Raw genomic sequence first — 25,358 nt, 5'->3', positions numbered from 1 at the left:
CGAGAGAATGGGGAGGACACCTTCGGCCTCCCAATGCCCACCGAAGCGCCTCCTTCTGCATCCAATGAGAGGCAGTTTGCCGGCACCTGCAAACTCAAGGAGCTTTCTCCGTGAAGGTCACACCACTCTCCAGCAATGCATGGCAGCTCACACGCTTCGGCCTGGTCAACTCGTATCTTGTACGAGAGAACGATGGCTTCACGCTGATCGATACCGGGCTGCCAGGTTCCACGGATGACTTCCTTAACGCGGCAAAGAGTCTTGGCGGGCCAATCAACCGCATCCTGCTCACGCACGCGCATGGCGACCACATCGGTTCGCTGGATGAACTGTCGCAACGGCTCGGCAGGATCGATGTCGCCATCAGCCACCGTGACGCACGCCTGCTCCCGAAGAAACCCGCGCAGGACCTCTCACTCGACCCCGGCGAGCCGCAGAGCAAGATCAAAGGCAGCCTTCCGGGAGCCAGCACCGTGCCAACGCATCTCGTGTCCAACTTTGAGCTCTTCGGCTCCTTGCGGTGCCTCGCGACGCCGGGACATACCCCAGGCCACTTCAGCTTCTACGACGAGCGTGACGGGACGCTCTATGCGGGCGATTCCCTGGTCACCGTAGGCGGCAATGTCCATATTCCCGGCGTCGGGCCGTGGTACTTTCTGCTCCCCGGCTGGGCATCCTGGAACGCTCCGACGATGAAAGCCAGCATACGGCAGCTGCTGGATACGATGCCCCTCGAGGCCCCCTTTCATCGCGTTGCCGCCGGCCACGGACGCATTGTTGAAGGCGGCCGCGAGCTGCTCGAAGCGGCACTGCAGGAAGCCGGCAGCTAACCCAGAACGGAGCTCTAGAGCAAATTTCCTGTTACTGGGAAGTTGAATCGGGCGTGCAGTACCGTTTTTCTGGGGAAAAACGGCCATAAATGTCGCGGTTTCGCTATACACCTACAGGAAATTTGCTCTAGTTAGCGGTGCCTGACAGCGCAATGAAGTCCATACCGCTGAGAGTGTTACTCAATATGTTGATTTGCCCCGTTTGCATACCCGTTGCCGTGGGTGCGAAGGTTACGTTGATCGTGCAAGTCCCATTGACGGGGATCGTCGCGGCTGTACAGTTGTTGGTCTGGGTGAAATTGCCATTGATCGCGCCCTGAAGACCGATACTGCTGATGATCAGATTAGCCACTCCTGTATTGGTCACGATAACGCTCATCGGGATGGAGGTTGTTCCAGTCGCTCTCAAAGGAAACTGAAGGAAGGAACTAGAGAGGGAGACTGCCGAAGAACCCGCGCTCCCGATAAGCTGCAGTTTGGTCGTGTACCCGCTCACCTGATCGGTAATGAGTGCAAACTCAGAGATATTGCCTGCCTGGATAGGACTGAAGGCGACAGCCAGGGTGCAGGCCTGCGTCAGGCTTGCCGGGCAGGTGGAGCCCTGTGTCAGGACAAAGTTGCTGGGAGAGGCCAGGGCAACAGTGAGTGCGTGCCCCAGAGGATAGCCGTTCAGATCGCCCAGCGTGAACGTCTTCGCGGCACTGGTCGTATTTAAAGCCTGCAGATCAAACTGCAGAAAACTCGGAGAGACGGCCACCGGCCAATACGACGCATTAGCCGTGATGGGAATGCTGCGGGAGAAGGTGGAGTTCGCATCTTTTACGGTCAGCGATGCTGTGAATGTTCCCACGGTGGCCGAGTTGAATCCGACGGTCGCGGTGCAGGAAGCCTGGGGAGCTACAGAGGTGCAGTTCCCGGCGCTGACGGTCATCAAGGAAGCATTGGCCCCGGAAAAGCTTGCCGAAAAGCTGAAGGTAGTCGTTCCCGTATTGGTGATAGTCAGCGGAACCGATGCCGAATCATTGCCGTGAGGATCAGGAGCGCTGGGCAAGGCGCTGCTCAGGGAGATCGAGGGCGATCCGAGGGTAAACGAAGGCCCCGGACCGACGCCTGTACCGGTCAACAGCAAATACTGGTTCCCTTGATTGATGATGGCCTTTGCCGTCCGTATCCCTGCTGCCGTGGGTGTGAAATTGAACGTGAAAAGAAGGCACGGGTTTCCACTTATCGAGGGATTGCAGCCCGGTTCAGAGGGACCGACCTGCGCCACGGTGTCCGAGAAATCGCCCGGGTCCTGTCCTGCCAGGGCCAATGAGACAGGTGGGGCGGTGGTGTAGTAACTGGGCGACTCGTAAAGGACGCCCGTTACCGTCTGCTGATAACCGTTCTGGTTTGCCGGAAAAGAAACGACGCCATTCACGGTAGTTCCCTGGAAGAGGCCCGTATTGGCAGAGGTAAGCGCAGCCGTCTGCGGCCCGGTTTCCGCATCGTCCACCACGGTAAGCGTACCGGTATATACGAATGGCTGCTCAGTGCTATTAAGCTGCGTCAGAAGAGAGGCTACTGAAATCGTGCAGACCGATTGCGCAGGTAGGCTGGTGCCACAGTTATTGCCGACGATGGAGAAAGCAGGCCTTGGCGGCGAGTTGGTGTCTGTCTCGGTAATGCTCTTGATCGCGAGCGGCGTGGAGCCAAGATTCGACAAGGTGACATCCTGGACCGTGCCGCCAAGGGTGTAACTAAGGGTCGTGGGACTGATCGTCACCGGTCCGGCGCCTGGAGCTTCGCCCACAACGGAAAGCGCAGCAAATTGGGGAGAGTCGGGACTGTTCGACGTAATCACAAGGGAGGCGTTGCGCGTGCCGGTTGCCGATGGGGTTGCGGTTACCTGCACGGTGCAGGTCCCTGAAGGAAAAAGGCTCGAAACACAATTGTTCGTCTGTGCAAAATCCGCTGCGTTGGCGCCTGTGATCGCGATGGAACTGATGGCAACCGAAGTCGATCCACTGTTCCGGATCATGATCGGAAGAGCAGTCGCAGGAAATCCAACCGCTGTCGTCGGAAACGAGAGAGACGAAGGGCTTATCTGCAGGACCGTAAGACCGGCGGGGACGAGCTGGATACGGAAGTTCGACGGAGCGACGGTAAGCTGCGGCTGAAACGGCCCGGACGAGGTCGAAAGGACGAACAGTTGCGAGGTATTCAGCGCGGGATTGAGCGCAAGGACCTGTAATGCCGCGATCGTGTCTGTCGGTGGCGTACCGCCCGGAGGAGTCGTAAGCAAGAAGAGCTGCCCACACGACGAAGAGTCTCCCGCGGCTCCTCCCACCGAATTCACGCAGCTCGCAATGATATTCCCAAGAGTATTAATTTCGTTCACGGGCGCGAGCTGTCCCGCAGGAATATTTAGCCCGGGAGACATGCCTTGCGATGGATCGACAAGCTGCGCGGCCAGCGTAAACGCTGCGGTAAGGGTGGAGACATTGAGCGCTCCCGAGCCGATAGCCGTCGGTGACTGCATAAACGGCGCCAGAGCCGCGACAGCCGCCACGGTCGTCAGTTCGTTGATAGAAATAAACTGGATATTGCTGCCGAGAGAAGAACAGGGTCCAAGGGCCGTCATGAGAGCAATATTCGGATTATTGCTCGACACGCCCGGATTGCCGCCGGTGGCGGTGATATAGACCAGCGTCGCATCGGTGCAGGAGAAGAGATTTGCAATACTGAAGTTTCCGCCGGCGTCCGTGGTTACAGTCTGAGTAAGCAGGGGGGTAGAGGCAGAGCCGACACCGCTTGTCCCAACCGTATAGAGCTGGATCGTCGCACCCACGACCGGCTGCTGTCCCCCGTGAACCTGCCCGCTGATTCCGGCCACCGCCGGTCGAACAGACGCTTGGTACGGATGCCCGGAGCATCCCGCGAAAATTAGAAGACCAGACAGTGCAAAAGTGCCGAGAAGAGTCCTGAAAGAGGCCACGGGAGACATCCTTTGGATTTATCGCTGTTCGTTGATTCACTTGCAGCAATAAGAAATATAAGAATCTGAAGATGGCCCCAAGTCTATTCCGTACAAGACGATTCCAGCGACTTTTTTAGAATAATTTCCAAAGTATAAATCCATCTCTCGATGGCGGCCGATCAGCGCTTCAGCTCCGCCAGTGGAGTTCCACCGGCTCACTCAGCGGATGCTCTCCAATCCCCTTCAGCCTGCGCTGCTTGAGCGCAAAGTACCACTTGGCGGGCTTGTCGGCATCGTCGATCAGCATGAGGCCGGGGTTGGAGCGCAGGCCGCGGGCCTGCTCGATCATCGTCTGCTGATCCTGCTGAACGAACTTTGCCCCAAAGTAACGGGCTATCGGAGTGACAAAGGGTACGTGATACGCGATATCCCACGCCGCGATCACGTCGATGCGGCAGGTGGACGCTGTAACCGGGGTCACTGTCGTCAACGAGGAGAACCAGCGCTTCTTGCCGCGCGCGTTCTCCGCCAGGATCGTCTCGTAACGGCGATTCGGCAGAACGAAGTCGATCATCGTCACCGGCCTGCCCAACAGGCGATATGGTGCGCTGTTGGAAGACGGTGCATGCGGAGACATGCGAAAACCAGCGTTAAATCCGTCATGCTCGAGGTCTTCTATTGGCTCGAACTTCTTGGTCTTCTCGTGGATGCTCGCCGCGCTGCGCCACCACCACGCACGATGCACGAACGGCCCATGCGCCGGGTCCATCAGGCCGATGATGCCGTGATCCACATTGCAGGGCAGCTCGGCCTGCAGGTGCGCGCTGCGAAAACGAGAGCCGAACTTCGGAAGCTCCGGCACAGGGGGCAGCGTGGCTTCCTCGGTTACCCGGCCTGCTCCCGCCTCCGGCACGTACACCCAGGCATAACCGTCGCGCTCCACCACCGGGAACGAGTTCGCGTAGATCTTCGTCGGTTCGAGCGAATCGTGCGAGGTAAGAGAGGGGATCTCCTGGCACTGTCCACTGCAGGGCTCGAAGCGCCAGCCGTGATACTTGCACTGCACCGTCTCGCCATCGAACCAGCCCGCTGAAAGCGGGATGCCGCGGTGCGGGCAGAGATCGCGCATGGCGAAGAGCGCGCCATCGCTCTTGCGGCCGAGCAGCATCGGAATGCCCAGCAGCGTAGTCACTGCCGTGTCTTTGCGCTTGAGCGAGCTTGCCCGCAGCGCGGGATACCAGTCGCCAAAGATGAGTTCGGCGGGTGGGCCGTCCTTTGCCGAAGTGCCCGTAAGCTGTACTAATTCCTGTCCCGCACGAATTGGCCTCATATTACCCATCGGGCCTCAGTCTATCCGACTTCGGCCCACAGCTTACACTTGAGGCGATGCCCCAGGTGCCCTCTCGACCGCGATCCACCCCGCTCAGCGTGTTGTTGCTGTGGCTGGCTTTCTACGCCAGCTTCACCCTGTTCGCTCCGCCGCTGCTGGATGACGCGGACTCTGTCCACTCCGAAGTCGCACGGGAGATGCTGCTGCGCCACGACTATGTGACGCTCTACGCGAATGGGATCCGGTATCTCGAAAAAGCACCCCTGCTCTACTGGTCGATGGCGGCGAGCATGAAGCTGTTCGGGACTTCAGCGGCAGCCGCGCGATTGCCGCTGGCATTCGCCGTGCTGGCCCTGGCGCTGGTCATTGAAGCCTTCACACGACGCCTGTTTCGCAGCACGCGAGCAGGACTGTATGCGGCCCTGATTCTGCTCTCGAGCTTCGGCCTCTTCATCTTCACGCGCATCACCATTCCCGATGTCGGGGTGTGCCTTTGGATCTCGCTCGCGCTCTACTGCTTCTGGCGTACCGAAGAGCTCAATAGCCCGCCCCAAAGCGACAGCGATCAGACACGAGACACGAGTTCCGAGATTCGAGAGGCAGATCTCACAACTCGAGACTCGAAACTCGAAACTGAAGGCGTAAAGACGCATCTTCGCCTCTACTGCGGAGGCTTCGCCGCGGCCTGCGCTCTCAACGTTCTGACCAAGGGCTTGATCGGTATCGTCTTTCCTGTCGGCATCGTGCTCGCCTACCGGCTGCTGACGCGCGGGCTGCGCGGGACCTGGCGACGTCTGGGCGAGTTGTACCCGTGGACTTCGCTCGGAGTCTTTCTGCTCCTCGCGGCACCGTGGCACATTCTGGCAGGCCTCGCGAACCCGACACAGGGACACCCGACGCCGTTTCACTTCGTTCAGGGACATTGGATCGTGCCGCTACCCACGGACGGCAATGTGCGCGGCTGGTTCTGGTTCTACTTCATGAACGAGCACGTGCTGCGCTATCTGAACCTGCGCGTGCCGCACGACTACGATACCGCTCCCCTGTGGCTCTTCTGGGGGTTGTGTTTCGTGTGGATGATGCCCTGGTCGGCGTTCGTATTCAAAGCCGTCGGAGGGGCACTCCCCTGGCGCAACCGTCAATGGCGAACTCAACTTTCGCAGCATGCCTTAGGACTAAAGGATCGGGGACTTTTGCTCTGCGTCGTGTGGGCGGCTTTTGTACTGCTCTTTTTCTCGCTCTCCACACGACAGGAGTACTACGTGCTGCCCGCTCTTCCGGCAATCGCGATACTCATTGCGGGCTGGCTTGCCTATCAAGCGCCGACGAAACCGGAGGCCCAGAGACATCGGCGAGCAGCACGCCGTTGCATTGGAGTTCTTCTGCTTCTTGGGGCAGTCTTCGCTTCAGCCAGTGTCTATTTCTTGCTCCACACCAAGGCCCCCGCACCCAACACCGATCTTGCGCAGCTTCTACAGCAGAACCCAGGCGACTATGCCCTGAGCATGGGCCACTTTCTCGACCTCAACGCACAGGCCCTCGGGCTCTTCCGCGTACCGCTGGCACTAGCCGCGTTGAGTCTCCTGGGTGGTCCCCTGTGGGCATTCCTGCTGCGGAGCCCCTTACGTCGCTACGGAGTGAAAGCTCATTTCGCTAACCTCGCGCTCGCGGCTGGTGCCTTCGGCTTTCTGCTGGCGGCGCATCTCGGCCTGCAGATCTTCGCCCCCGTCATTGGATCGGCTGAACTGGCCAGGGCCATCGCCCCCCAGGTGCAGCCGCAAGACATCATAGCGATCCACGGAGAATACGAGTCCGGCTCGACCCTTGGTTTCTACCTGCACCGCAACGACATCCACATCCTCGAAGGCCGCAGCTCGAATCTCTGGTACGGCAGCTTCTTTCCTGACGCTCCACCGATCTTTGAGACGCCGCGGTCCATCGCGCAGAAATGGACGGGGTCGCAGCGTATCTTCCTCTGGCAGTCGCTCACCGACGAGCCTCGAAACTTGCCTGCACTTCCCGGGCCGGTTTACATTCTCGTGAAAAATGGAGGCAAGGAGATCGTCAGCAACCAGCCAAACAGGTAATCTTTACTCACTACTACATTTATCTTTTCCTTATGGCTTGTCTCCCCGAAGAACTCCGCCACGTTCCGCTCTTTTCCCTGCTCGACGACGATGAGATCGCCGTGCTCTCCCAGCAGGTTGAACTCCGCGACTTCGCGGCCAAGCAGCGCATCTACAAGGTTGGCGAGCCCAGCACACGCGCCTTCGTCATGCTCTCCGGCGCCGTCGAGGTCACGCTCATCGACGAAGATGGCCAGGAGGTCCTCTTCTCTGAGCCACGCCATGGCGACTTCTTCGGCTTTGCCTCTATGCTCGAAAACACGACGCACCAGACCTCGGCGACTACGACCGAGCCCACCACCTGCCTGGAGATCGACCGCAACGATATCGAAGCGTTGCTCCTGAAGAAGCCCATGGCCGGCCTGGACATGATGACCGTGCTCGCGCGCGATATTCACACGGCACAAGGTGTCATCCGCAACCGCGCCATGCGCAATGCAAATGAACTGATCGACGAGCAGGAGACCTTCGGCGAGCGCCTCGCGGACGTCGTCGCCAGTTTTGGCGGCTCGTGGACCTTCATCATTCTCTTCGGAACCGTGCTGACGGTCTATACATTGATCAATATCCATCTCAAGGGCAAGGCCTGGGACCCGTACCCCTTCATCCTGCTCAACCTGTTCCTCTCGATGCTTGCATCGATCCAGGCACCGGTCATCATGATGAGCCAGAACCGCCAGGACACCAAAGACCGTCTGCGCAGCGAACTGGACTTCGAGGTCAACCGCCGCGCGGAGACCGAGATCCAGGCGCTCTCCCGCAAGATCCACTTCCTCGCCGACAAGCTCGGCGACATCGAAGAGCATCTGCGGGGACCGAACGAATCAAGGCGTGAGGATGACCTGCGGAGCTAGAGTGAATCGCATAGATGCGTGACAAGAGGCTGGAACCTTCGGTAACTAAACCCGTTCCAGCCGCCCACGCTTCAGCCGAAAGTGCTCTCCGCGCCACACCACGACATCCGACGCGTAGCTCCATGCCCAGAAGAACAACCCAAAGCAATCGCGCAGCGGCAACAGGATGAGATCGCGCAGTACCTGCCCATCGCGCAGAATGCCGACACCCACCGTCAGCGCCACGGCCACGCGCACCAGCAGCGCGAGACTGAACAACGAGAAGCTCCACAGCGAACCACCGCTGGCCAGTACCGCCGCCAGCGACCACGGCAGCACATACGTCACGCCCAGCCCGATATAGCCTGCGCGGCGAGAGTCGCGTGTGGACCGCGACCAGCGCAACTGATGTTCGCAGAAGCCGCGCAGCGTATAGGCAGGCACCGTGGTCGCCACGACCTCATGCACCAGCTCCACACGATAGCCCGCACGCGATAGCCGCACACCCATCTCATAGTCGTCGGCAAGCTGCTCGACCAGGGCTTCAAAGCCACCGATGGCGGCAAGCGCTGTCTTCGTCGTCGCCAGGGTTGAACCCAATCCGAAGTGAATGCCGCCTTCTAGCTTGCGTGCCGTCAGCACACCCGCCATGAAATCCGTCGAGATCCCCAGGGCCTCCAACCGTGACCAGAGAGTTCCCTCTGCCTGACCGACGTAGGGCACAGTCACTAGGCCTGTCTTCTCCTGGGCAAAAGGCGTGAGAACCCGGCTCAAATACCGCGGTGAGACGAGAATGTCGCTGTCATTCACGACGATGTGTTCAAAGCGTGCATGCGGAAGCATCTGCGCGAGGTTCGAGACCTTGCCATTCGACCCCAGACGCTCCGGGCACTCCACCAGCCGGATGTTGAGCTGCGGATACTCGATGCGCAATCGAGCAATCTCGGCGACTGCGGGATCGTCCAGCGAGCTGACGCCGAACAGCAGTTCGAACTCGCCCGCATACTGCTGTACACAGTGGCTCACAAAGCCCGCATACATGCGCGAATCAACGCCCTTCACAGGCTTGAGAACTGAAACGCCCGGAGCGAATCCTTCTGCACCCAGCTTCGCAGCGGCACGCGCGTCATGCTCAAACGCCCGCGCTCCGAACAGCGCCAACAGACCATAGGCAATGCCGCTCGCAGTCAACAGCGCCGCAACAATCTCAACTGTGAGCGAAAGAGTTTCCATCTGGCTAGTGTAGAAGAGCAGTGATTAGGGATTGGGGATTAGGGATTAGAAAATAGCGGCTTCAGCGACGGCTTGCTCTTCCAGGCTGTTTCCTAATCCCTAATCCCTGTGCCCTAATCCCTGCTTTACTCGTACCTAAGGGCGTCGATTGGATCGAGATTCGCAGCCTTCCATGCCGGATAGATTCCGAAGATCAAGCCGATGGCGCATGAGGACAGGAACGACGCCAGGATCCACAGCACGCTTACTTCGCTCGACAACAGATAGTGCAGTCCGAAGGCGACGATCGAGCCGAGTGTAATCCCAATGAGTCCGCCCACGGCGCAGAGCACGATAGCCTCCAGCGTGAACTGCAGCAGAATGATATTTCTCGTCGCGCCGATGGCCTTGCGCACGCCGATCTCGCGTGTGCGCTCGGTTACGCTGACCAGCATCACGTTCATCACGCCGACTCCGCCCACCATCAGGCCCACCGCGCTCAGGCCGAACATCAGCAGAAAGAGGCTGCCGGTGACCTCCGTCCATAGACGCGTAATCGCGTCCGAACCGAAGATGGCGAAGTTGTCCGCGGCCTCGTTGTGCACCTTGCGCCGGCGGCGCAGCAGGTCGCGAATCTCATCCTCGACGAGGGGCTTGTTCTTCTGGTCGTCGAACTTCGCGCTCAACCAGTAGTCGAGCACCTCGGGATGCAGCTTGTGAAAGGTCGTAATTGGAAAGTAGGCAAAGCTGTCGGCGGGATTTTTACCGCCGCCAAAGGCTTGTTTCTGCTTGTCCAGTGTGCCCACCACGGTAAAGGTACGTCCCTCGACGGTAATCTCCTGGCCGATAGGGTCGACGTTTCCGAACAGGTCCTCCGCGGTATCGTGACCCAGCACGGTCACATCGGTGGCACGGTCCTGGTCGGTCTGCGTGAAGTAACGGCCCTCGTGGATATCCCAGTCATAGACCGCCTGCGAGGAGATCGTATCGCCTTCCAGCGAAACATTTTCCACCTTCCGTTGGCGGAACTTCGCGGTCGCCGAGCCCGCGCCGAACTGGAAGTTCTGGTAGCGCAGGGAGGCCGAGGCCGAGGACACATGCGGCAGCGCGGCGATCGCCTCCTCGTCATCAAAGGTGAGCTGCTTGCGTGCGAGCATCTCCGTCGTCGGGCGAACGCCGATGACGGGAAAGCGAAAGACCCACAGCACGTTGGTTCCCATCGCCTCAACCATGCCGGAGACCGATGAGTTCAGCCCATTGATGACCGACGAGATCGCGATCACCGTCATCACTCCGATGACGATACCGAGGATCGTCAAGCCGGAACGCAGCTTGTTCGCGCGCAGGGTGTCTAGCGCCATCTTTACGGATTCGCGTTGATCGCTCGCTCGCATTAGAACTCGCTCCTTAGGGCAACGATCGGATCCAGTTCAGCCGCCTTGCGTGCCGGGTAGACGCCAAAGAACAGGCCCACGGATGCCGCCACAGCCAGGCCCGCAAAGATGCTCCATAGCGCAATAGACGCGGGGAAACCCAGCAAGAGGGTGATGAGTTGCGCTACGCCCACGCCGCCAATCACGCCAATCGCTCCACCAAGCAACGACATCGTTCCCGACTCCAGCAGGAACTGCAGCATGATATCGCTGCGGCGGGCGCCCAGGGCCTTCCGCACGCCGATCTCGCGGGTGCGCTCGGTCACGCTCACCAGCATGATGTTCATGATGACGATACCGCCGACGATCAGCGAGATAGCTGCAATCGCCACGGCCACAGCCTCAAAGCTGCCGCTGATCTGGGTCCATAGACCGACCAGGGTATCGCTGGTTTCGAGGGTGAAACTGTCCGGTGCGCCGGGCAGGTCGTGCCGCCGAAGCCGCAGTAACTGCCGTGCTTCGTCCGTGGCTGCCTCCATCGCTCCCGGCGCGTTGCCGGCCTTGGAGTAGATCGTCAACGTCTTCGACGAGCCATAGGTCTTATCGAACGCGGTCAGGGGTACGGCAACCCAGTTGTCCTGACTCTGCCCCAGTGTCTTACCCTGCTTTTCGCTCAGTCCGATGATCGTGTAGGGCACTCCGTCGACACGAATCTCCTTGCCGAGGGGGTCGTCGCCCTTTAGCAGGTTCTCTTCGATGTCGGAGCCGATCAGCGCGACATGCGCCGCGTGGTCCTCGTCGGCCTGCGTAATGTCGCGACCTTCGACGATGTTGAGGTTCTGCATCTCCGCCATCAGGGAGGTATAGCCACGGATGGTTGTATCGGAGCTGGACTGCGGGCCGAAGACGATCTTGCCGAGGCTCGACTGCATCGCGCCGACTTGCAGGCAATGCCGGCAATCGTTCTGGACCGCGTGATAGTCTTCCATCCCGATGATCTTGCGTTTCTCGTAGGTCAGAAAGTCGGCGTAGCTGTCGGTAAACGCCGGCTGCTTGGAAAGGGTGAAGACATCTGCGCCATAGCCGTTGACCTTTGTAGCGACGTAGACATTCGCGCCGTTGACCAGCGTAACTACCGCGATCACCGACGCCACACCGATGACCACGCCCAGCAGCGTCAGGATCGTACGCAGCTTGTTAGCCCATAGCGACTGCAGCGCTATCCGTAATGCTTCTTTTGTCTCCATAGCGGAACCGCTCTCAGTCTACCGTGCGCGTCGGGAAGTGGGGGAACACACGTCTCCGAAGTCCTATACGTGAGACACGATCCCCCGGTTCCACGCGCCAGGCGAGTGCGAACCGGAGGACGTGGTTTCACAGGTTGCGGAAGAAGATGCCTTCTTTACGCCTACAAACTTTCGCCCAGATTCACAAAGATTACCTCAGGAGTACGCGCCTGTTCATGAACGCCGTCTTACGGGTGGATGACTTAGGCGCTAGACCGTGTCTTTCAAGATGGAGCATCCATAGCGTCTTTAATCTCACCACCGAAACGTCATCCTGAGCGTAGCGTCCCGGCTGTTGGAGACGCGGAGTCGAAGGACCCCGAAGGTCTCAATCCTGCCCATACCCTTTACCCCTTTTCTACCTCAAGCGTTCGAGCCTGGACTTTCGTGCTGGAAACGATCCCGACAGCATAGTCGAGATCAAACCCCTCGGGGTCCTTCGACTCCGCACCTCGCAAAAGCGCGAGGCGCTCCGCTCAGGATGACGATTCGGTGGGGCTTTGGACAAGACATGTGCCTAAATTGACGTTCCCAGTTCGCCAGACACCACCTACCCCTTCTCGTACTTCCAGTTTCTCGATTTACCCTCGGCGATCCACTCCAGCGCCGTGGCCACTCGTTTGTCGCGCGTCTCCTCGCGTTTGGCGTCGGCGATCCACTCGGAGTACTCGCGGCGGCAGCTTGGGCTCAGGGCCTCAAAGTGCTTCGCGGCAGCCTTGTTCTTCTTGAGCGCCGCAGCCAGGGCCTCGGGGACCTCCACCGTAGCCTTGGCGACCCGAGGACGCGACGGCAGCGACTTGGTGCGCGTGCCCTCGGCGATCATCTTTGCTGCCTGCTTCGCATAGCCCACCAGCTTCTTGCGCGGCGGCAGGTCTTCCACCGAAGTAATACGTCCGAACGTTCCCATTCCTTCGCTCGACGCGATGCCGTCGGCGTGCAGGATCTCCGCAATCTCCGTGCCCCAGAGCCCGAAGCTGCAGTGCTCTTTGAACGCCGAGAGATTGCCCAGGATCACGCCGCGATACATAAAGAAGGGCCGCGACCACTTCATCGCTTCCTCCAATTCGGGCGCGGCTTCATGCATCACCTCACGCAGATGCGTCAGAATCGGTTGCGCGAAGGGAGCGGACTTCGCAATATAGGCGTCGACGGCTGCATTCACAGTGGGCATGGACGGAATGGTAAATGAGAAGTGCGATGCCCTCAGCACCTTTTAAGAACAGTTCAGCATTACCCCAGGACGAATCCTCGTCCGCACGGCTACCTGCCGCAGAACTCCCGGCCACAGCCGCACGGCGGCCTCTACCAACATCCGCCGACGCTGGCTCACCATCGCCTGCGATAGCGCCGTTGCCAGCGATACCTGCCGCGACAGCTCACCCTGCAGCCGCGGTTGAAAGCTCTCGGCCGTCTCACCCCGCAGATACATCGCAGCGGCAAGCTGTCCACTGTGCAGCGCGATCGACATGCCGTCGCCGGTGAACGAAGGAATCACCGCTGCCTGGTCGCCCAGCGCCCACACGCCATCGGAATGCTCCCGCACGAAGCCATAAGGAATCGCGGCAACGGCTACCGGCTTTGCCAACAGGGGCTCCGCGCCCTGCAGCCGCTGCCGCAGATGCGGGCAGTCTTCCTGCATCGCGATGAGCAACTTCTCCCACCGCGCCCCTATGCGCAGATACTCCTCGCGCCTGATCAGGCAGCACAGGTTTGCCGCGCCCTCTTCGACCGGCTGCAGGCCCGCATAGCCGCTGCGATAGAGATTCAACTCCACATGGCCTTCCAACAACGCCGCCTGCGCCGGAGCGAGCCGCCAGTACATCTTGAAGGCGATCAGATCGCCCTGCTTGCCTGCAGGTCTCGGCCTCTCGCGCAGATCGTGCTTTCCGGTCGCGAGAAACGCCGCCTCTGCCGCAAGGGTGGTCTCATCGTCGAGCAACACACGCCAGCCTGCGTTGTCGCGATCGAGCGACAACACACGTCGCCCACGCAAAACCGTCACACCGCTGGTTTCAGCAAATTGCAGCAGCTCTTCATCGAGCCGCCGCCGCGTCAGCGACATCGCCGTGAACGGTAGCGGAGCTTCACTCACACCCAACCGTCCCGCCAGCCGCACCGCGCTGATCGGCAACGCTCCAAACGCCGACACCTCAAACCCGAGCGAGCGCAGATACACGAGCGCCTCCCGGCTGAGAAACTCACCGCAAACCTTATGCTGCGGCCGCGACTCTTTCTCGATGAGAACGACGCTGCGACCGGCCTGGGCGAGCGTAATCGCGGCAGCGGAGCCTGCGACTCCGCCTCCCACGATCACAATATCCGGGGACTTCACTTCAACCTGCCTACACAGAGCCGGGCAGGAAAACTGCGCGCTATTTGCGCAACGTCAAGATCGATTCCAGACGCGGCGATCATGCGCTGCCAATCCTCTTCGCGAAAGCTGCGGCGAATCGAGACCGGGCCGTCGTACTGCACGAAATAATGCCACCGCATCACGCCTGCAAGCAGTTGGAAGAGTCGATGCGGCGTGCGCTCGCGGCAGAGATCGTTGACGAACCACCCGAGCCGCGCAGTCGATTCCATCCACGCCAGAAAACGCACGATCTCCGGCTCCGGCAGATGATGCGTGAAGAGCGAACTCAGCACTACATCAACTCCATCGGGTGGGGCGTAAGAGAAGGCATCGCCTGTAACCCATTCAATGTCCCACTGACTGCTGCGATCTTTACCGGAGAACTCTCGCGCCGCCTGCGCTGCATAGGGATTGAGGTCGATGCCTGTCAGAGTAACCGCCACCCCACGACGCTTCGCCCATACCGCGATATGGCGCAGCATATCGCCGCCGCCGCACCCCACATCAACGATGCGCAGCGGCCGTGACAGGGGCTTGGCTTCGATCAGCCGCTCCAGGAACTGCAGCGTCGGCCGATGCGCCAGCGTGAGCCGGTTCACCTGTGCAAGATCGGAGAGACAGGCGCGAAAATCCTCGTACGAACACGGCTCATCCATCAACTCCGGAAGGTCCTCCGGTGCAGTGCGATGTGTAAAATCGATCGGCAATGAAACTGATGTCATAGAGGGTCTCGATTTTGAAGGGTACGGCTTCACAACGGAGTTGGCGCTCCGCCCCTTCAAAACAACAGCCTCTTCATTAGACCGCATGGAACAACATCGTCTCCGCTGTGAGTCCGGGACCGAACGACATGGCGCAGCCCTTTTGTCCAGGCTCTGCGCTCTGCATCAACCGTTCGAGCACAAACATCACCGTCGCCGACGACATATTCCCGAAGCGCTCCAGCACCTCACGCGAGGCATTCAGAGCGCATTCCTTCAAACCAAGCCCGCGCTGTACGGCATCGAGCACCGATTTGCCGCCGGGATGCACGCCCCACAGATCGATATCGTCCTTGCTGTGCTGCGCGAGCACCTCGCCGCCGGTCGTGAGCAGCGCCTTGCCGATCTCTCCCGGCACCTTGCCTGAGAGCAGCATGTCGAACCCCACGCCACGAATGCGCCAGGTAATCAGGTCGCGGGTTTCGGGGATCAGTACTGAGCGGAAGCTGTCCATGGCAAACCCCGTCGGCTCGGATGTGATGAGCGCCGCCGAACAGCCATCGCCAAAGACCAGGAACGAGAGAACCTGTTCCAGCTCCTGCGTCTCCTGCAGATGGAGGGTGCAGAGCTCGAGGTTCAGCATCAACACTTTGGATTCCGGTTCAGACCGCACGATATGGCGCGCCTGCTTGAGCCCGTTGATCGCCGCATAGCAACCCATGAAGCCAATCATGGTGCGCTCTACCGTCGTGTCGAGCCCGAGGTGATCGACGATGTCGAAGTCGAGCCCCGGCGCATACAGCCCGGTACAGGAGGTCACGATGACGTGCGTCACCCCGTTGCGCTCCTCGTCGCTGAGCGCGAGCTTGTCGAGCGTACGCTGTGCCAGTCGCGGCGCAAAGCGCTCAAAGATCTTCATCCGCTGCGCCGTATCGGGAAAGCTACCGCGCGTATAGAACTCGTGCGCGTTCACGGTGAACTCGGTGCTCGGCCCCTCAGGTCCGATGCTGTACCCCGGCGTGAGCACGGAGTACCGGTGCTCGATGCCCGATCGCGACGCCATGCGCCGAAACACCGGCTGCACCCGTGGATCTTCGAGCATCTGGTCTGCAAACGCGACGAACGCGTCATGTACATCGTCGTCGGGTACTGCAGTGGCGATGCGGTTGATGTATGCCTGGGTCACGAAGCCTCCGGTTACCTTAGTGCCTACATAGGATGCACTAAGGGCGATACGACTGTTGCAACCATGGAGTCTTGAGTTTGTCATTGTTTTGTCGGACGAATGTAATCCCCACTTCCTGCACCTCCAGCACGAGGGATCGCAGCAGCCAGAGGCCCCTCCGTTCACCGGATGGGCCTTGTCACGCTATGCTCAAAACCATGCGAGCCAGGGCACAAAGGCCAGGAGGTCCCTTTCCATGGGATCGAAGGCGTTTTCTACAGTTGGGAGGATTGGCCGGTATGGCCGGCCTCTCAGGCTGCCGCAGGTCACGCCCCGATGGGCTCGTGTGGGCCCTCGGCTGGCTCCCTGACGTGGAATACGGAAATCTCTGGGTGGCCATGGACAAGGGCTACTTTCGGCAGGAAGGGGTTCGGATGTCCTACCTTCCCGGTGGCCCCAATGCGCCGCAGCCGGTCGTCGAGGTCGCCGCGCAACAGGCTTCGATCGGCGATGGAGAGCTGCTCCCGATCCTCGATGTCGTAGCGCAGGGAAATGACTTCGTCGTCGTGGCCGCGCAGTTTCCCATCATGCCGACCGGCCTCATCACCCTGCCGAAGAGGCCGATGCTGAAACCCGCCGATCTTGTCGGCGGACGGTTTCTCGTACAAGGCCCCAGCGAGCGCAATGAGCTGGAAGCGACCTTCCGCCTCAATCACCTACCCATGGACTACAAGCTGATCCCCGTCGGTTTCTCCCCGGAGGCCCTGCTCAACGGAGAAGGCGATGCCTACTTCTGCTACGTAACCAATCAACCGACGATGCTCGAAAACATGGGGCTGCGCCAGGGCAAGGACTTCTTCGTGACGAAGATCTACGACCTCGGCTACAAGGTCCCCTCTTCCCTGCTCTTTGTAGACCGCACGACGTTGACCACAAAGCGACAGCAGGTCGTAGGATTTCTAAAAGGCATGTTGCGGGCCCGTGCAGACAGTCTTCGCGATCCAGCGATTGCCGCCAGGTTGGCTGTCGAAAAGTATGGAGGCGACCTGGGACTGGACCTGCATCAGCAGACCACGCTCAACCGGCTGCAGATGTCACTCCAGGTAGAGCCCGGTGCCACCATTCCCTTCTGGTTTCAAAAGCAGAGCATCCAGACGATGTATGCCGCGGCTGCCGCAACCGGCAGAACCAACCTGCCGCCCGCGGAGCGATTCATCGACCTGAGCCTGCTCGAAGAGGCGTACCGCAGTTTGAAGTGATTTGGATGTCGTGGCTGGAGCCCTTCCTCTCCAGACCGCGCGATCGGATAAGACTTGGCGACGATTGAACTGAAGGGCGTAAGCAAAGAGTTCCGCATCAACCGGGAGCGCAGCGTGCTGGCTCTCGGCGCGATGGACCTGACCATCCGCGAGGGCGAGTTCATCGCGCTCCTCGGCCCCTCTGGCTGCGGGAAGAGCACGATTCTGAATCTTGTCGCAGGCCTGGATGAGCCCTCCACCGGAACAGTTACCGTGGACGGCCTTCCGCCTCGACAGTTGCAGACCAAACAGCAGCTCGGCATCGCATTTCAGGAACATGCGCTTCTGCCCTGGCGAAGCGTCGAAGGAAATCTGGAGCTACCCTTCCAGATCGCAGGACGCAAGCCGGACCGCGAACACATTGCAGGCCTCATCGAACTCGTCGGGCTCAAAGGCTTCGAGTCCGCTCGGCCAAGCCAGCTCTCCGGCGGCATGCGGCAGCGCGTGTCGATCGCCCGTGCCTTGTGCCTGGCCCCCAAGCTGCTGTTGCTCGACGAACCGTTCGGCGCTCTCGATGCCGTAACGCGGCGCTCCATGAACCTTGAGCTGCAGCGCATCTGGCAGGAGAAGCAGATCACCACAATCCTCGTAACCCACACGGTAGAGGAGGCACTCTTTCTCGCGGACCGCGTGCTGGTGATGAGCGGACGCCCCGGCCGGATCGTGCGTGAGGTGCAGGTTCCCTTTCCGCGTCCGCGCACCGTGGAGACCATGCGGCAGGAGCTGTTTCACCAACTCGTCGATGACCTTACCTTGAGTCTGGAACCGGAATATAAGGAACCGTAATGCAAAGAGCCGAGCAACAAGACGGAGGCATACAACGCGCGCTCTACCAGGTGTGCGGATTTCTGCTGCTGCTCGCCGCCTGGCAGATCGCGGGCAAGACAGGCATCGGAGGCAAGACGCTGCCCGCGCTCACCGACGTTTTTCGCGTATACACCATAGGCTGGCGACGCGCATTGCTGCTGCGTGCTGCCGCGGCTACGGTCTCCTCCGCAGGCATCGGCTTGCTGCTGGGTGCGACGCTCGGCTGCCTTACGGCTTTTACGGCGCAACTATTGCCTGCTCTTGAACCGGGGCTCGACCGGCTGGCCGTTGTAGTCAATGCGTTGCCTGCTATCGCGCTGGGGCCGGTGCTGGTCATCACCGCAGGCAGAGAAGCGACACCCGCACTGCTCGCGGCGATTCCTGTTTTCTTTCTGATCTATGTGGCCGCAACCTCGGGGCTGCGCTCCGCCGACCGGCGGCTGGGACAGTTCTTCCAAGCCAGCGGTGCAAGCTGTGGCACTCGCTTCCGCTATCTTGACGCCATCTCCGCGCTGCCTGCGCTGCTGAACGGCATGAAGCTCGCCGTGACCACCGCCATGATCGGCGCGGTCGTGGGCGAGTGGTTCGGCGCACCTACCGGTCTGGGCATCGTGATTCTGAACACGATGCAGAACTTTCAGATTCCACTGATGTGGGCCGCTGTGCTGGTCGTGGCCGGCATCTCGCTGACCGGCTATGCTCTGATCGGATGGGTGGAACGTATTGTCGAACGGAGGATGTCATGATTCTCCGCTTCCTGAAAAAGTCGTGGGCCGTGATTCTGCTCCTGCTGCTGTGGCAGATTGGAGTGATGACCTCGAACTACAACAGCATTGTGGTCGTCTCCCCGCTGTCCGTCCTTCAGGACCTCACGCTGCACGCCTCGGTCTATATCCTTCCTGCACTGTGGACCACAGGTTTTGCGCTGAGCGGCTTGCTGCTGGGAATGCTGGCAGGGCTAGGGCTGGCGATCATCTGCTGGACCTCCAAACTTCTGTCCGGCCTGCTGCAATCTTCAGCACTGCTGCTGACGGCGACGCCGATCGTCTGCCTGATCCCGATCCTTGCCCGGCTCTTCGGCTACCAGAGCCGGACCGAGCTTCTGACAGTAGCGATCATGACGTTCTTTCCTAGCTTCGTCTATGCCGGCTCGGGCCTGCGCCGTCTGCCGCCGCGTTCGCCGGAACTCTTCCACGCCCTGCATGCTTCGCGATGGAAGCGGCTCGTGCTGCTGGCCCTTCCCGCTGCCATACCCGAACTCGCAGTCGCACTTCGCGTGGGCACCGCCTACAGCATCCTGGTGACGGTAGTAGCCGAGTTCCTGATGCAGACCGGCGGGCTGGGAGACATGTTCGCCGTCACGATGCAGCAGTTCAACCTGCACCGCGCGCTCGGAGCCAGCGTGATTGCGATGGCGTTGTCAACGGCGCTGTATGAGGTCAGCAGTGGGTTGGAGAAGAGGGTTCGGCTGCGTTTCGCTTGAAGTATTTTGTAGCACGAACAATAGTCTACTGTGCTACATTGAGCTGGAAGGTGAATCATGGCAAGAGCCGCAGCAAACCCGACATCCCGCAGCACGGTCAAGCTGACGAGGTCCACAGTGCGGACTGCCCCTTCGACTGGCCGTCTTAACGAGGTACTGGCCGTCGCTAAAGAGCATGGCCTCCTTTCAGGAACCAGAACCCACGTTCTGCGCGGACGGATGCCAGCCAGTCTGGTCGAACAAGCGAAGCGAAAGTCCGGAATCACATCCGACTCGAAGCTGCTCGAGGCTGCTCTGGCGAACCTCGCCGTAGCCGACGACTACTGGCAGTGGCTTCATTCACAATGTGGAACGATCAATCCGGACGTCGATCTTGAGTTCTGATTCTGGCCTACGACGCACTCTACGGTGCCTGAAGCTGTCCGGTCACCGGACGGCGCTTCGTTACCGCCAGCGGTCAGAACTGCCGGTCTTCGTTAAAGCACAATCCGTTCCAAAGCTTCTTCTCGATACAACGGTTTACATCGACGAGTTACAAGGCAAGCTGCCTCCTGACGTTGCGCGGATGATCGATGCCGCGAGTTTATGGCACTCCACGGTCACAGAGTGCGAGCTATCGGCACTTGCAGGCCTTCTCAACCCCAATCATCCCGACACACCGCACACCATCAACCAGGTGCTTGCTTCGATCGAACGGAGGCCGAATCACCGCATCGTGAATCCGGATCGCGAAGTGTGGCGGGACGCTGGAATCCTTGCCGGGCTTCTGGCGAGAGTGCAGCAATATGGCAAAGCCGAGCAGCGGCAGGCCCTCAACGATGCGTTGATCTTTCTATCAGCGGAGAAGGCCGGTCTCACCGTTCTGACACGAAACCTGTCCGACTTCGACTTGCTCATGCAGTTGGCTCCCTACGGCAAAGTCCTCTTCTACGACATCTAAGTTCCACAGTAGTTGCCTTGCGCCCTATCACTTTGTTACCGCGCCGGGCATTACATCCTTCAAAGGCTGGCGCTCGCGATCAAAGTTCTCCGGATGGGGCAGCGGCTTGCGGGGTAGCATCTGGTCTCGCATGGCGGTGTTGTAGACGAAGATCGCTTCGACTACTGCCGCCTGCTTGAGATCGGAAGGTGATAGACGCTCATAGACATCCTGATTGGTGTGAACGCTGCGCGTCTCATAGTCGCGAGGGTCCTGGATAAATTGAAAGCCTGGAACACCCACTTCATCGAAGACATCATGATCGGTGCCGGAGGTCCTGCGCATGCTGATCGTGGTCACCCCCAGATCTTTGAGAGGCGCCATCCATTGCTGAAAGATCGGCACAATGGCTGCGTTCTCCTGCGCGAAGATGCCGAGCAGTTTCCCGCCGCCGTTGTCCAGATTGAAGTAGCCGGAGATAAGCCCCTGCTCCGGCTTGAGCTTGAGCGGGCCTACCTGTTGGCGCAGGAACTCCGGCACCTCCAGTTGCTCCGGACTGGTCGATAGCCCCACCGTACCGAAGTGGTTCGCCACATAGCCAAGCGATCCCATATACCCCTGCTCTTCGCCGCTCCACAAGCCGATCCGGATCGTCCGTCTCGGTTGTACATGCAGCGCCGTCAGGATACGCATCACCTCCATGGCGATGATCGTACCCGCGCCGTTATCGGTAGCCCCTGTGCCGGCGATCCAGCTATCGAGATGGCCGCCGACCATGACAACCTCGTCTTTCAACGACGGATCAGTGCCAGGGATCTCAGCGATGGTGTCGTAGCCCTGCTGGTGGTCTCCGGTGAACTGGGTGTTGACGTTGACCGCCACCTGTACAGGCACATGATTTTCAAGCAGCCGCGAGAGACGGCCAAAGGCCTCGTTGGCCAGGACGACGGAAGGAATCGGCTGCTTGTGATCCGGCATGAACACACGCTGGCCCATCGCTTCGTTATTGTCGTCCTTGATGATGCCGCCATCGCCGCCGTAACTCGAGAGCAAGATAGCCACGGCATGTTCGTCCGCGAGAAATCGTGAGATCTTCTCTTTGGCATTTACCTGCTTGAAGACCTGCGCCCAGAATTGAGGATCGTCCGTGTACACATGCTGCTCCTGCATGTCGCCGTCGAGCGGGTAGTCGTAGATCTGTTCAAGTTTCTTCTCGTCGTAATGCTGCAGCATCGGCTCAGGGTCCGGATGGATCGTGGGCGCTTTTCCCAACAGAACGACCTTCCCGGCCAGCTTCCCCTTCCACTCATCGAAGGCCTTTTCGTCTTTGGGGAAAGGCATGGCGATCACGTCCGCCGTAACGGCGCCGTGAGTTGCCGGCGACCAGGGTGTGGCCTGCGCGATGAAGACAGCCGTGTCTGGCGTGGCCATGTCGACGGAGGTGCTGATCTGACGCCAGCCCAGCCCGAAGTCGCCCCAACTCTCCAGGTGCGCATTCGTGCAGCCCATCGCTGCAAGCTGGTCACGCGTCCACGCATTCGCCTTTGCCATATTGGGCGAACCGGTCAGACGCGGGCCGATGCCGTCAAACAGTCCGCTGGCGTACTCCATGATGTGAGAGTGATCGAGGCCCTCTTTGCGAATGCGGGCATACATGTCGAGATCCAGAGCTTCCACCGCGGGCTGAGCCTCTGGATGTTCGTAGTCATATCCATGCGGCTGGGATGCTGTGGGGGCCTGTACTTTTTTGCTCTTCGTCACCTGCGCAGGCAGGCAGGAAAACGAAAGCAGCAGGGGCAGGAGCGCGATCGTGGCAATGTTTCTGGACATGCAGCCAGCATGCACGAATCTGGCGAAACCTGTCTTGTATCTATTTGACGTGCCTGCGCCAGGCACCTGGAGTCCGGCCTGTGACGGCACGAACGGTATGGGTCATATGCGCCTGGTCGCAGAATCCTGCACAGGCTGCGATGGAAGACAGGGTCTCGCGACCTCCAGCTGCCTGCCGCCAGGCGAGCCTGCCTTTTAGTTGCGCGCGGTAGGCGGAAGGAGCGATGCCAAAGACCTGACGGAATCCGCGCGAGATGGTTGCATCGGCGAGCTGCCGTTCCCGGGCCCAATCCTGCAGCCGCAGATGGGGATCGCGCACCATGGCATGTGCCAGCTCGTCCGGCCAATCGATGAACTGCGGAGACTGCGGCTTCATGGTCGCGAGCAAAAATGCAAGCGCTTCGTTCGGATCACGCTCCGCCAAACGGACAGCCGTATCGGGATCAGGAGCCTGCATCAAGGCGGTGGAGAGTTCCATCCAGGAGGGCAATGCCAGATCCAGTACTTCGGAACCCTTGGCATCGTAGCGGTTCAAGTGAGCCTCAAACGCCCCGTGCATCACCACCTGGCCGGGACGGACACGATGACGTCCCCCATCGCCAGCTTCCTCGTAACCGCCCGACAAGACCAGGGCGAGATAGCTGTCACCATGCCGGTGCCGTGGCAACACAGTGAAACCGCTCCGGAATTGACGACCATAGATGACTGGACTCAGATGGCTCATAGGCAGCAGGTGGAAGATGCAGTTCTTGTCTGGATTTTACCGGTCTTCGTGCGGGGCCGCTCCTGGATTGACCAATAACGTTTAAGCAGATGCTCTACCCCGCCGCGCAGTTCTTGGCTCGCTGCAGGGTGGGATATGGACTCCAAGCGCGCTATAAACATTGGCATCGCGCTCTGCGTCAGGATATCGTCCGCAAGATCGACCGTTTTCAGCTTTAATAGCGGCTGTGACCAAATGAAAGAGAGCGGTCGTTTGCTACCGCAAACGATACCCCACCCTGTCGCGCGATAGAACCGCGCGTCGAGGATGGGGCACCCGATCGTGACCATTCGTTCAGGACCGTTACTACTCCACCTTCGCTCCTGCGAGCTTGCGCAGATAGTCGCCCCACTTGGGGTCGTAACCTTCGATGCGGTTCTCAAGCTTTGCGCCTTCGTTCCACCAATGAGCGACGGTGCGGCCCATCTCTGTACCGCGACGGGTGTGCAGATCGACCATGAAATCCTCGACCTCCACCTTCCGCTCGCCGCGTTCGACGACTTCTTTCGTCCAGCCGGAGAGCTCCATCGACAGATTGTCCTTCGGCGCGGTCGCGAGAAGGCGAACCGCATGGGCACAGTAGATCCAGCGATCGCCGGAGTCGGCCATGCGGCCGGCCTGCAGGTACAGCGCGTTGATGATCGATGGAGCCGTAGGCATACCCAGGCCGACATCTTCCGTCGCGATGATCTCCAGCCTGCGCCAGAGCACCTCTTCGGTCTCCGACCCGGAGGCGAAGAACTCATACGCAGCCAGCGCGGCCTCTTCCACGCGTCCACGGCGAATGCTCTTCTGCAACACCGATCGCAGCTCGTCGATGGGATATCCGTGGATGCTGGTGGTGCGGCTCCATACGTCTTTGCTCTGGTAGTTCTGCGGCTTCTGTTCGGACATGCGGGTCATCCATTCCTTCTGGTTAGTGATTCATCGGCGCGGTCATCAGCTTGAGAAAGAGCGCGGTAAAGCGGGCGGTATCGAAGTCCCACACGACATCGGCGACGCGTGCATCGACCGGCGGGACAGGCTTTTGACGCTTCGGCTCCGGCGTGTCCGGCCACGGGATGCCGGCGTAGCCGCGCGGCGTCTCATCCCAGTAGATCGACGAGCCATAGCTCATGCCCTGCATCGTATCGATGTCGATATAGTACCGGCGCGTCTCTGTGATCAAACTCGGATCGATCAGGTACGCCGCCATCAGCTCATCCGGCATGCGAAACCATTGCTGCGGCTTGTGCTCGCGATAGGGTTTCAACACAAGCTCTTCATAGAGCTGCGCCTCGGCCGTGTTCTGGCCATGCGCGATAGCTTCAGCCATCTCCGGCGTACGATGCAACTTCTCCGCGACATCGACGGTGACAATCGTAAGCTTGGGCCATGGCGCGTGCAGCGCAATCTGCGCGGACTCAGGATCGTAGACCACGTTGACCGTCTTCGGCTGCATCGAAGGGCTCGTGCCCATGAACACGATCTCCTTCGTCAGCGCGACGATGCCGGGGTCGAGGCTGATCGCCAAGGCCACGTTCGTCAGTGGGCCGCCACAGTAGAGCGTCACCTCGTGCGGATACTTATGCACCTGCTGGATGATGAACTCCGCTGCATGACCGGCTGCGGGCTTCGTCTTCGCCAGACCACCGGGCGGCGGCTCGACGACCTCCGGCCCCGGACTGAACTCGCCATACGCGCCAAGGAAGGGATCGGTGCGCGTTCCGCCATAGAGCTTGATCAGACGGACCGGTGTATAGCGCGATTGCACAAGGGGAAACTCCGACCCTTGATAGACCGGAATATCCGTGCGATGGATATCTTCGAGCAGCTTCAGCACATCGGCCGTCTCCTGCTTGAGCCAGCCGTTGCCGGTAACTACCGTAACTCCCAGCACCTGAATATTCGGCGACTGCAGGAGCATGACCAGAGGATCTTCGTTGCCGCCGATGATGCCGTCCGTGTCCTGGTCATAGATGACCTTCCTGATCTCGGGCGGCGTTGCGCTAAAAGCACGGACCGGCGTGACGAACAGCGCGAGGGCCAGCAATGCGCTCCGACCTTGGAACTTCATGGTGTTCTTCTCCTGCAACGACGCACGTCTGGTT

At 60.0% G+C, this 25,358-nt stretch carries 22 protein-coding genes; 9 read left to right on the top strand and 13 right to left on the bottom strand.

The features are described 5' to 3' along the window. Positions 1-110: 110 nt before the first annotated feature. Positions 111-830: an MBL fold metallo-hydrolase gene (locus ACIX8_RS00855; RefSeq protein WP_014263412.1), complete on the top strand. Its 720-nt coding sequence runs from the start codon at positions 111-113 to the stop codon at positions 828-830. A gap of 127 nt (positions 831-957) precedes the next feature. On the opposite strand, the gene ACIX8_RS00850 is transcribed toward ACIX8_RS00855, so the two are convergent. Both ACIX8_RS00850 and ACIX8_RS00845 read right to left on the bottom strand, forming a co-directional pair. Beyond that, a complete protein-coding gene (locus tag ACIX8_RS00850) occupies positions 958-3,807 on the bottom strand; it encodes a choice-of-anchor D domain-containing protein (protein ID WP_014263411.1) in 2,850 nt (949 codons plus the stop codon). A gap of 169 nt (positions 3,808-3,976) precedes the next feature. Next, on the bottom strand, positions 3,977-5,119 hold the full coding sequence (locus tag ACIX8_RS00845) for a Rieske 2Fe-2S domain-containing protein (RefSeq protein WP_052310695.1): 1,143 nt from the start codon (positions 5,117-5,119) through the stop codon (positions 3,977-3,979). A gap of 56 nt (positions 5,120-5,175) precedes the next feature. Here ACIX8_RS00845 and ACIX8_RS00840 point away from each other — a divergent pair, with 56 nt between their 5' ends. Beyond that, entirely contained in the window at positions 5,176-7,206 is a 2,031-nt protein-coding gene (locus tag ACIX8_RS00840; RefSeq protein ID WP_014263409.1) for a phospholipid carrier-dependent glycosyltransferase, read from the top strand. Between the two features lie 32 nt (positions 7,207-7,238). Further along, the gene (locus tag ACIX8_RS00835) at positions 7,239-8,099 is read left to right on the top strand and encodes a DUF1003 domain-containing protein (RefSeq protein ID WP_014263408.1); all 861 of its coding nucleotides are present in this window, start codon (positions 7,239-7,241) and stop codon (positions 8,097-8,099) included. Positions 8,100-8,144: 45 nt separating this feature from the next. Here the strand turns inward: ACIX8_RS00835 and hpnI are convergent, their stop codons facing one another. The 7 genes from hpnI to ACIX8_RS00800 all read right to left on the bottom strand — a co-directional run bounded on the left by hpnI (position 8,145) and on the right by ACIX8_RS00800 (position 16,189). After that, positions 8,145-9,311, bottom strand: coding sequence for a bacteriohopanetetrol glucosamine biosynthesis glycosyltransferase HpnI (gene hpnI, locus ACIX8_RS00830; protein ID WP_014263407.1), 1,167 nt, complete (start codon positions 9,309-9,311; stop codon positions 8,145-8,147). A 125-nt stretch (positions 9,312-9,436) separates the two neighbouring features. Then, entirely contained in the window at positions 9,437-10,684 is a 1,248-nt protein-coding gene (locus tag ACIX8_RS00825; RefSeq protein WP_014263406.1) for an ABC transporter permease, read from the bottom strand. Further along, positions 10,684-11,910 carry an ABC transporter permease gene (locus ACIX8_RS00820; RefSeq protein ID WP_014263405.1) on the bottom strand — a complete coding sequence of 409 codons (1,227 nt, stop codon included), beginning with the start codon at positions 11,908-11,910 and terminating at the stop codon, positions 10,684-10,686. Before ACIX8_RS00820 ends, ACIX8_RS00825 begins: the two co-directional genes overlap by 1 nt. A 589-nt stretch (positions 11,911-12,499) precedes the next feature. Next, positions 12,500-13,120: a YdeI/OmpD-associated family protein gene (locus ACIX8_RS00815; RefSeq protein WP_014263404.1), complete on the bottom strand. Its 621-nt coding sequence runs from the start codon at positions 13,118-13,120 to the stop codon at positions 12,500-12,502. A gap of 42 nt (positions 13,121-13,162) precedes the next feature. After that, the gene (locus ACIX8_RS00810; RefSeq protein WP_014263403.1) at positions 13,163-14,281 is read right to left on the bottom strand and encodes an NAD(P)/FAD-dependent oxidoreductase; all 1,119 of its coding nucleotides are present in this window, start codon (positions 14,279-14,281) and stop codon (positions 13,163-13,165) included. After that, the gene (locus ACIX8_RS00805; protein WP_014263402.1) at positions 14,278-15,024 is read right to left on the bottom strand and encodes a methyltransferase domain-containing protein; all 747 of its coding nucleotides are present in this window, start codon (positions 15,022-15,024) and stop codon (positions 14,278-14,280) included. Before ACIX8_RS00805 ends, ACIX8_RS00810 begins: the two co-directional genes overlap by 4 nt. 76 nt (positions 15,025-15,100) lie before the next feature. Next, positions 15,101-16,189 carry a type III polyketide synthase gene (locus ACIX8_RS00800; RefSeq protein ID WP_014263401.1) on the bottom strand — a complete coding sequence of 363 codons (1,089 nt, stop codon included), beginning with the start codon at positions 16,187-16,189 and terminating at the stop codon, positions 15,101-15,103. A 278-nt stretch (positions 16,190-16,467) separates the two neighbouring features. Between ACIX8_RS00800 and ACIX8_RS00795 the strand changes: the two genes are divergently transcribed. The 6 genes from ACIX8_RS00795 to ACIX8_RS00770 are packed head-to-tail and all read left to right on the top strand — an operon-like array spanning position 16,468 to position 20,696. Then, positions 16,468-17,427, top strand: a complete 960-nt coding sequence (locus ACIX8_RS00795) for an ABC transporter substrate-binding protein (protein WP_014263400.1) — start codon at positions 16,468-16,470, stop codon at positions 17,425-17,427. Between the two features lie 54 nt (positions 17,428-17,481). Beyond that, positions 17,482-18,252 carry an ABC transporter ATP-binding protein gene (locus ACIX8_RS00790; RefSeq protein WP_014263399.1) on the top strand — a complete coding sequence of 257 codons (771 nt, stop codon included), beginning with the start codon at positions 17,482-17,484 and terminating at the stop codon, positions 18,250-18,252. After that, positions 18,252-19,019, top strand: a complete 768-nt coding sequence (locus ACIX8_RS00785; RefSeq protein ID WP_014263398.1) for an ABC transporter permease — start codon at positions 18,252-18,254, stop codon at positions 19,017-19,019. Before ACIX8_RS00790 ends, ACIX8_RS00785 begins: the two co-directional genes overlap by 1 nt. Continuing rightward, positions 19,016-19,756: an ABC transporter permease gene (locus tag ACIX8_RS00780; protein WP_014263397.1), complete on the top strand. Its 741-nt coding sequence runs from the start codon at positions 19,016-19,018 to the stop codon at positions 19,754-19,756. Before ACIX8_RS00785 ends, ACIX8_RS00780 begins: the two co-directional genes overlap by 4 nt. Positions 19,757-19,813: 57 nt before the next feature. Next, on the top strand, positions 19,814-20,140 hold the full coding sequence (locus tag ACIX8_RS00775) for a hypothetical protein (protein ID WP_014263396.1): 327 nt from the start codon (positions 19,814-19,816) through the stop codon (positions 20,138-20,140). Continuing rightward, complete coding sequence (locus ACIX8_RS00770) at positions 20,130-20,696, top strand: type II toxin-antitoxin system VapC family toxin (RefSeq protein WP_014263395.1); 567 nt, start codon at positions 20,130-20,132, stop codon at positions 20,694-20,696. The genes ACIX8_RS00775 and ACIX8_RS00770 overlap by 11 nt, the downstream gene beginning before the upstream one ends. A 27-nt stretch (positions 20,697-20,723) precedes the next feature. Here ACIX8_RS00770 and ACIX8_RS00765 read toward each other — a convergent pair whose 3' ends face one another. From ACIX8_RS00765 to ACIX8_RS00745, 4 genes are all read right to left on the bottom strand, one after another. After that, positions 20,724-22,505, bottom strand: a complete 1,782-nt coding sequence (locus ACIX8_RS00765) for a M28 family peptidase (RefSeq protein WP_014263394.1) — start codon at positions 22,503-22,505, stop codon at positions 20,724-20,726. Positions 22,506-22,545: 40 nt separating this feature from the next. Next, the gene (locus ACIX8_RS00760) at positions 22,546-23,175 is read right to left on the bottom strand and encodes a helix-turn-helix domain-containing protein (protein WP_190273733.1); all 630 of its coding nucleotides are present in this window, start codon (positions 23,173-23,175) and stop codon (positions 22,546-22,548) included. A 399-nt stretch (positions 23,176-23,574) separates the two neighbouring features. Further along, positions 23,575-24,162 carry an AAA family ATPase gene (locus ACIX8_RS00750; RefSeq protein ID WP_150110440.1) on the bottom strand — a complete coding sequence of 196 codons (588 nt, stop codon included), beginning with the start codon at positions 24,160-24,162 and terminating at the stop codon, positions 23,575-23,577. A gap of 22 nt (positions 24,163-24,184) precedes the next feature. Continuing rightward, positions 24,185-25,324, bottom strand: coding sequence for a nucleoside hydrolase (locus ACIX8_RS00745; RefSeq protein WP_014263391.1), 1,140 nt, complete (start codon positions 25,322-25,324; stop codon positions 24,185-24,187). Positions 25,325-25,358 lie beyond the last annotated feature (34 nt).

It is taken from the genome of Granulicella mallensis MP5ACTX8 (assembly GCF_000178955.2).
Taxonomy (GTDB): Bacteria; Acidobacteriota; Terriglobia; order Terriglobales; family Acidobacteriaceae; genus Granulicella; species Granulicella mallensis.
Note: the sequence above shows the minus strand (reverse complement) of the source record. Positions and strands in the feature narration are given on the sequence as shown.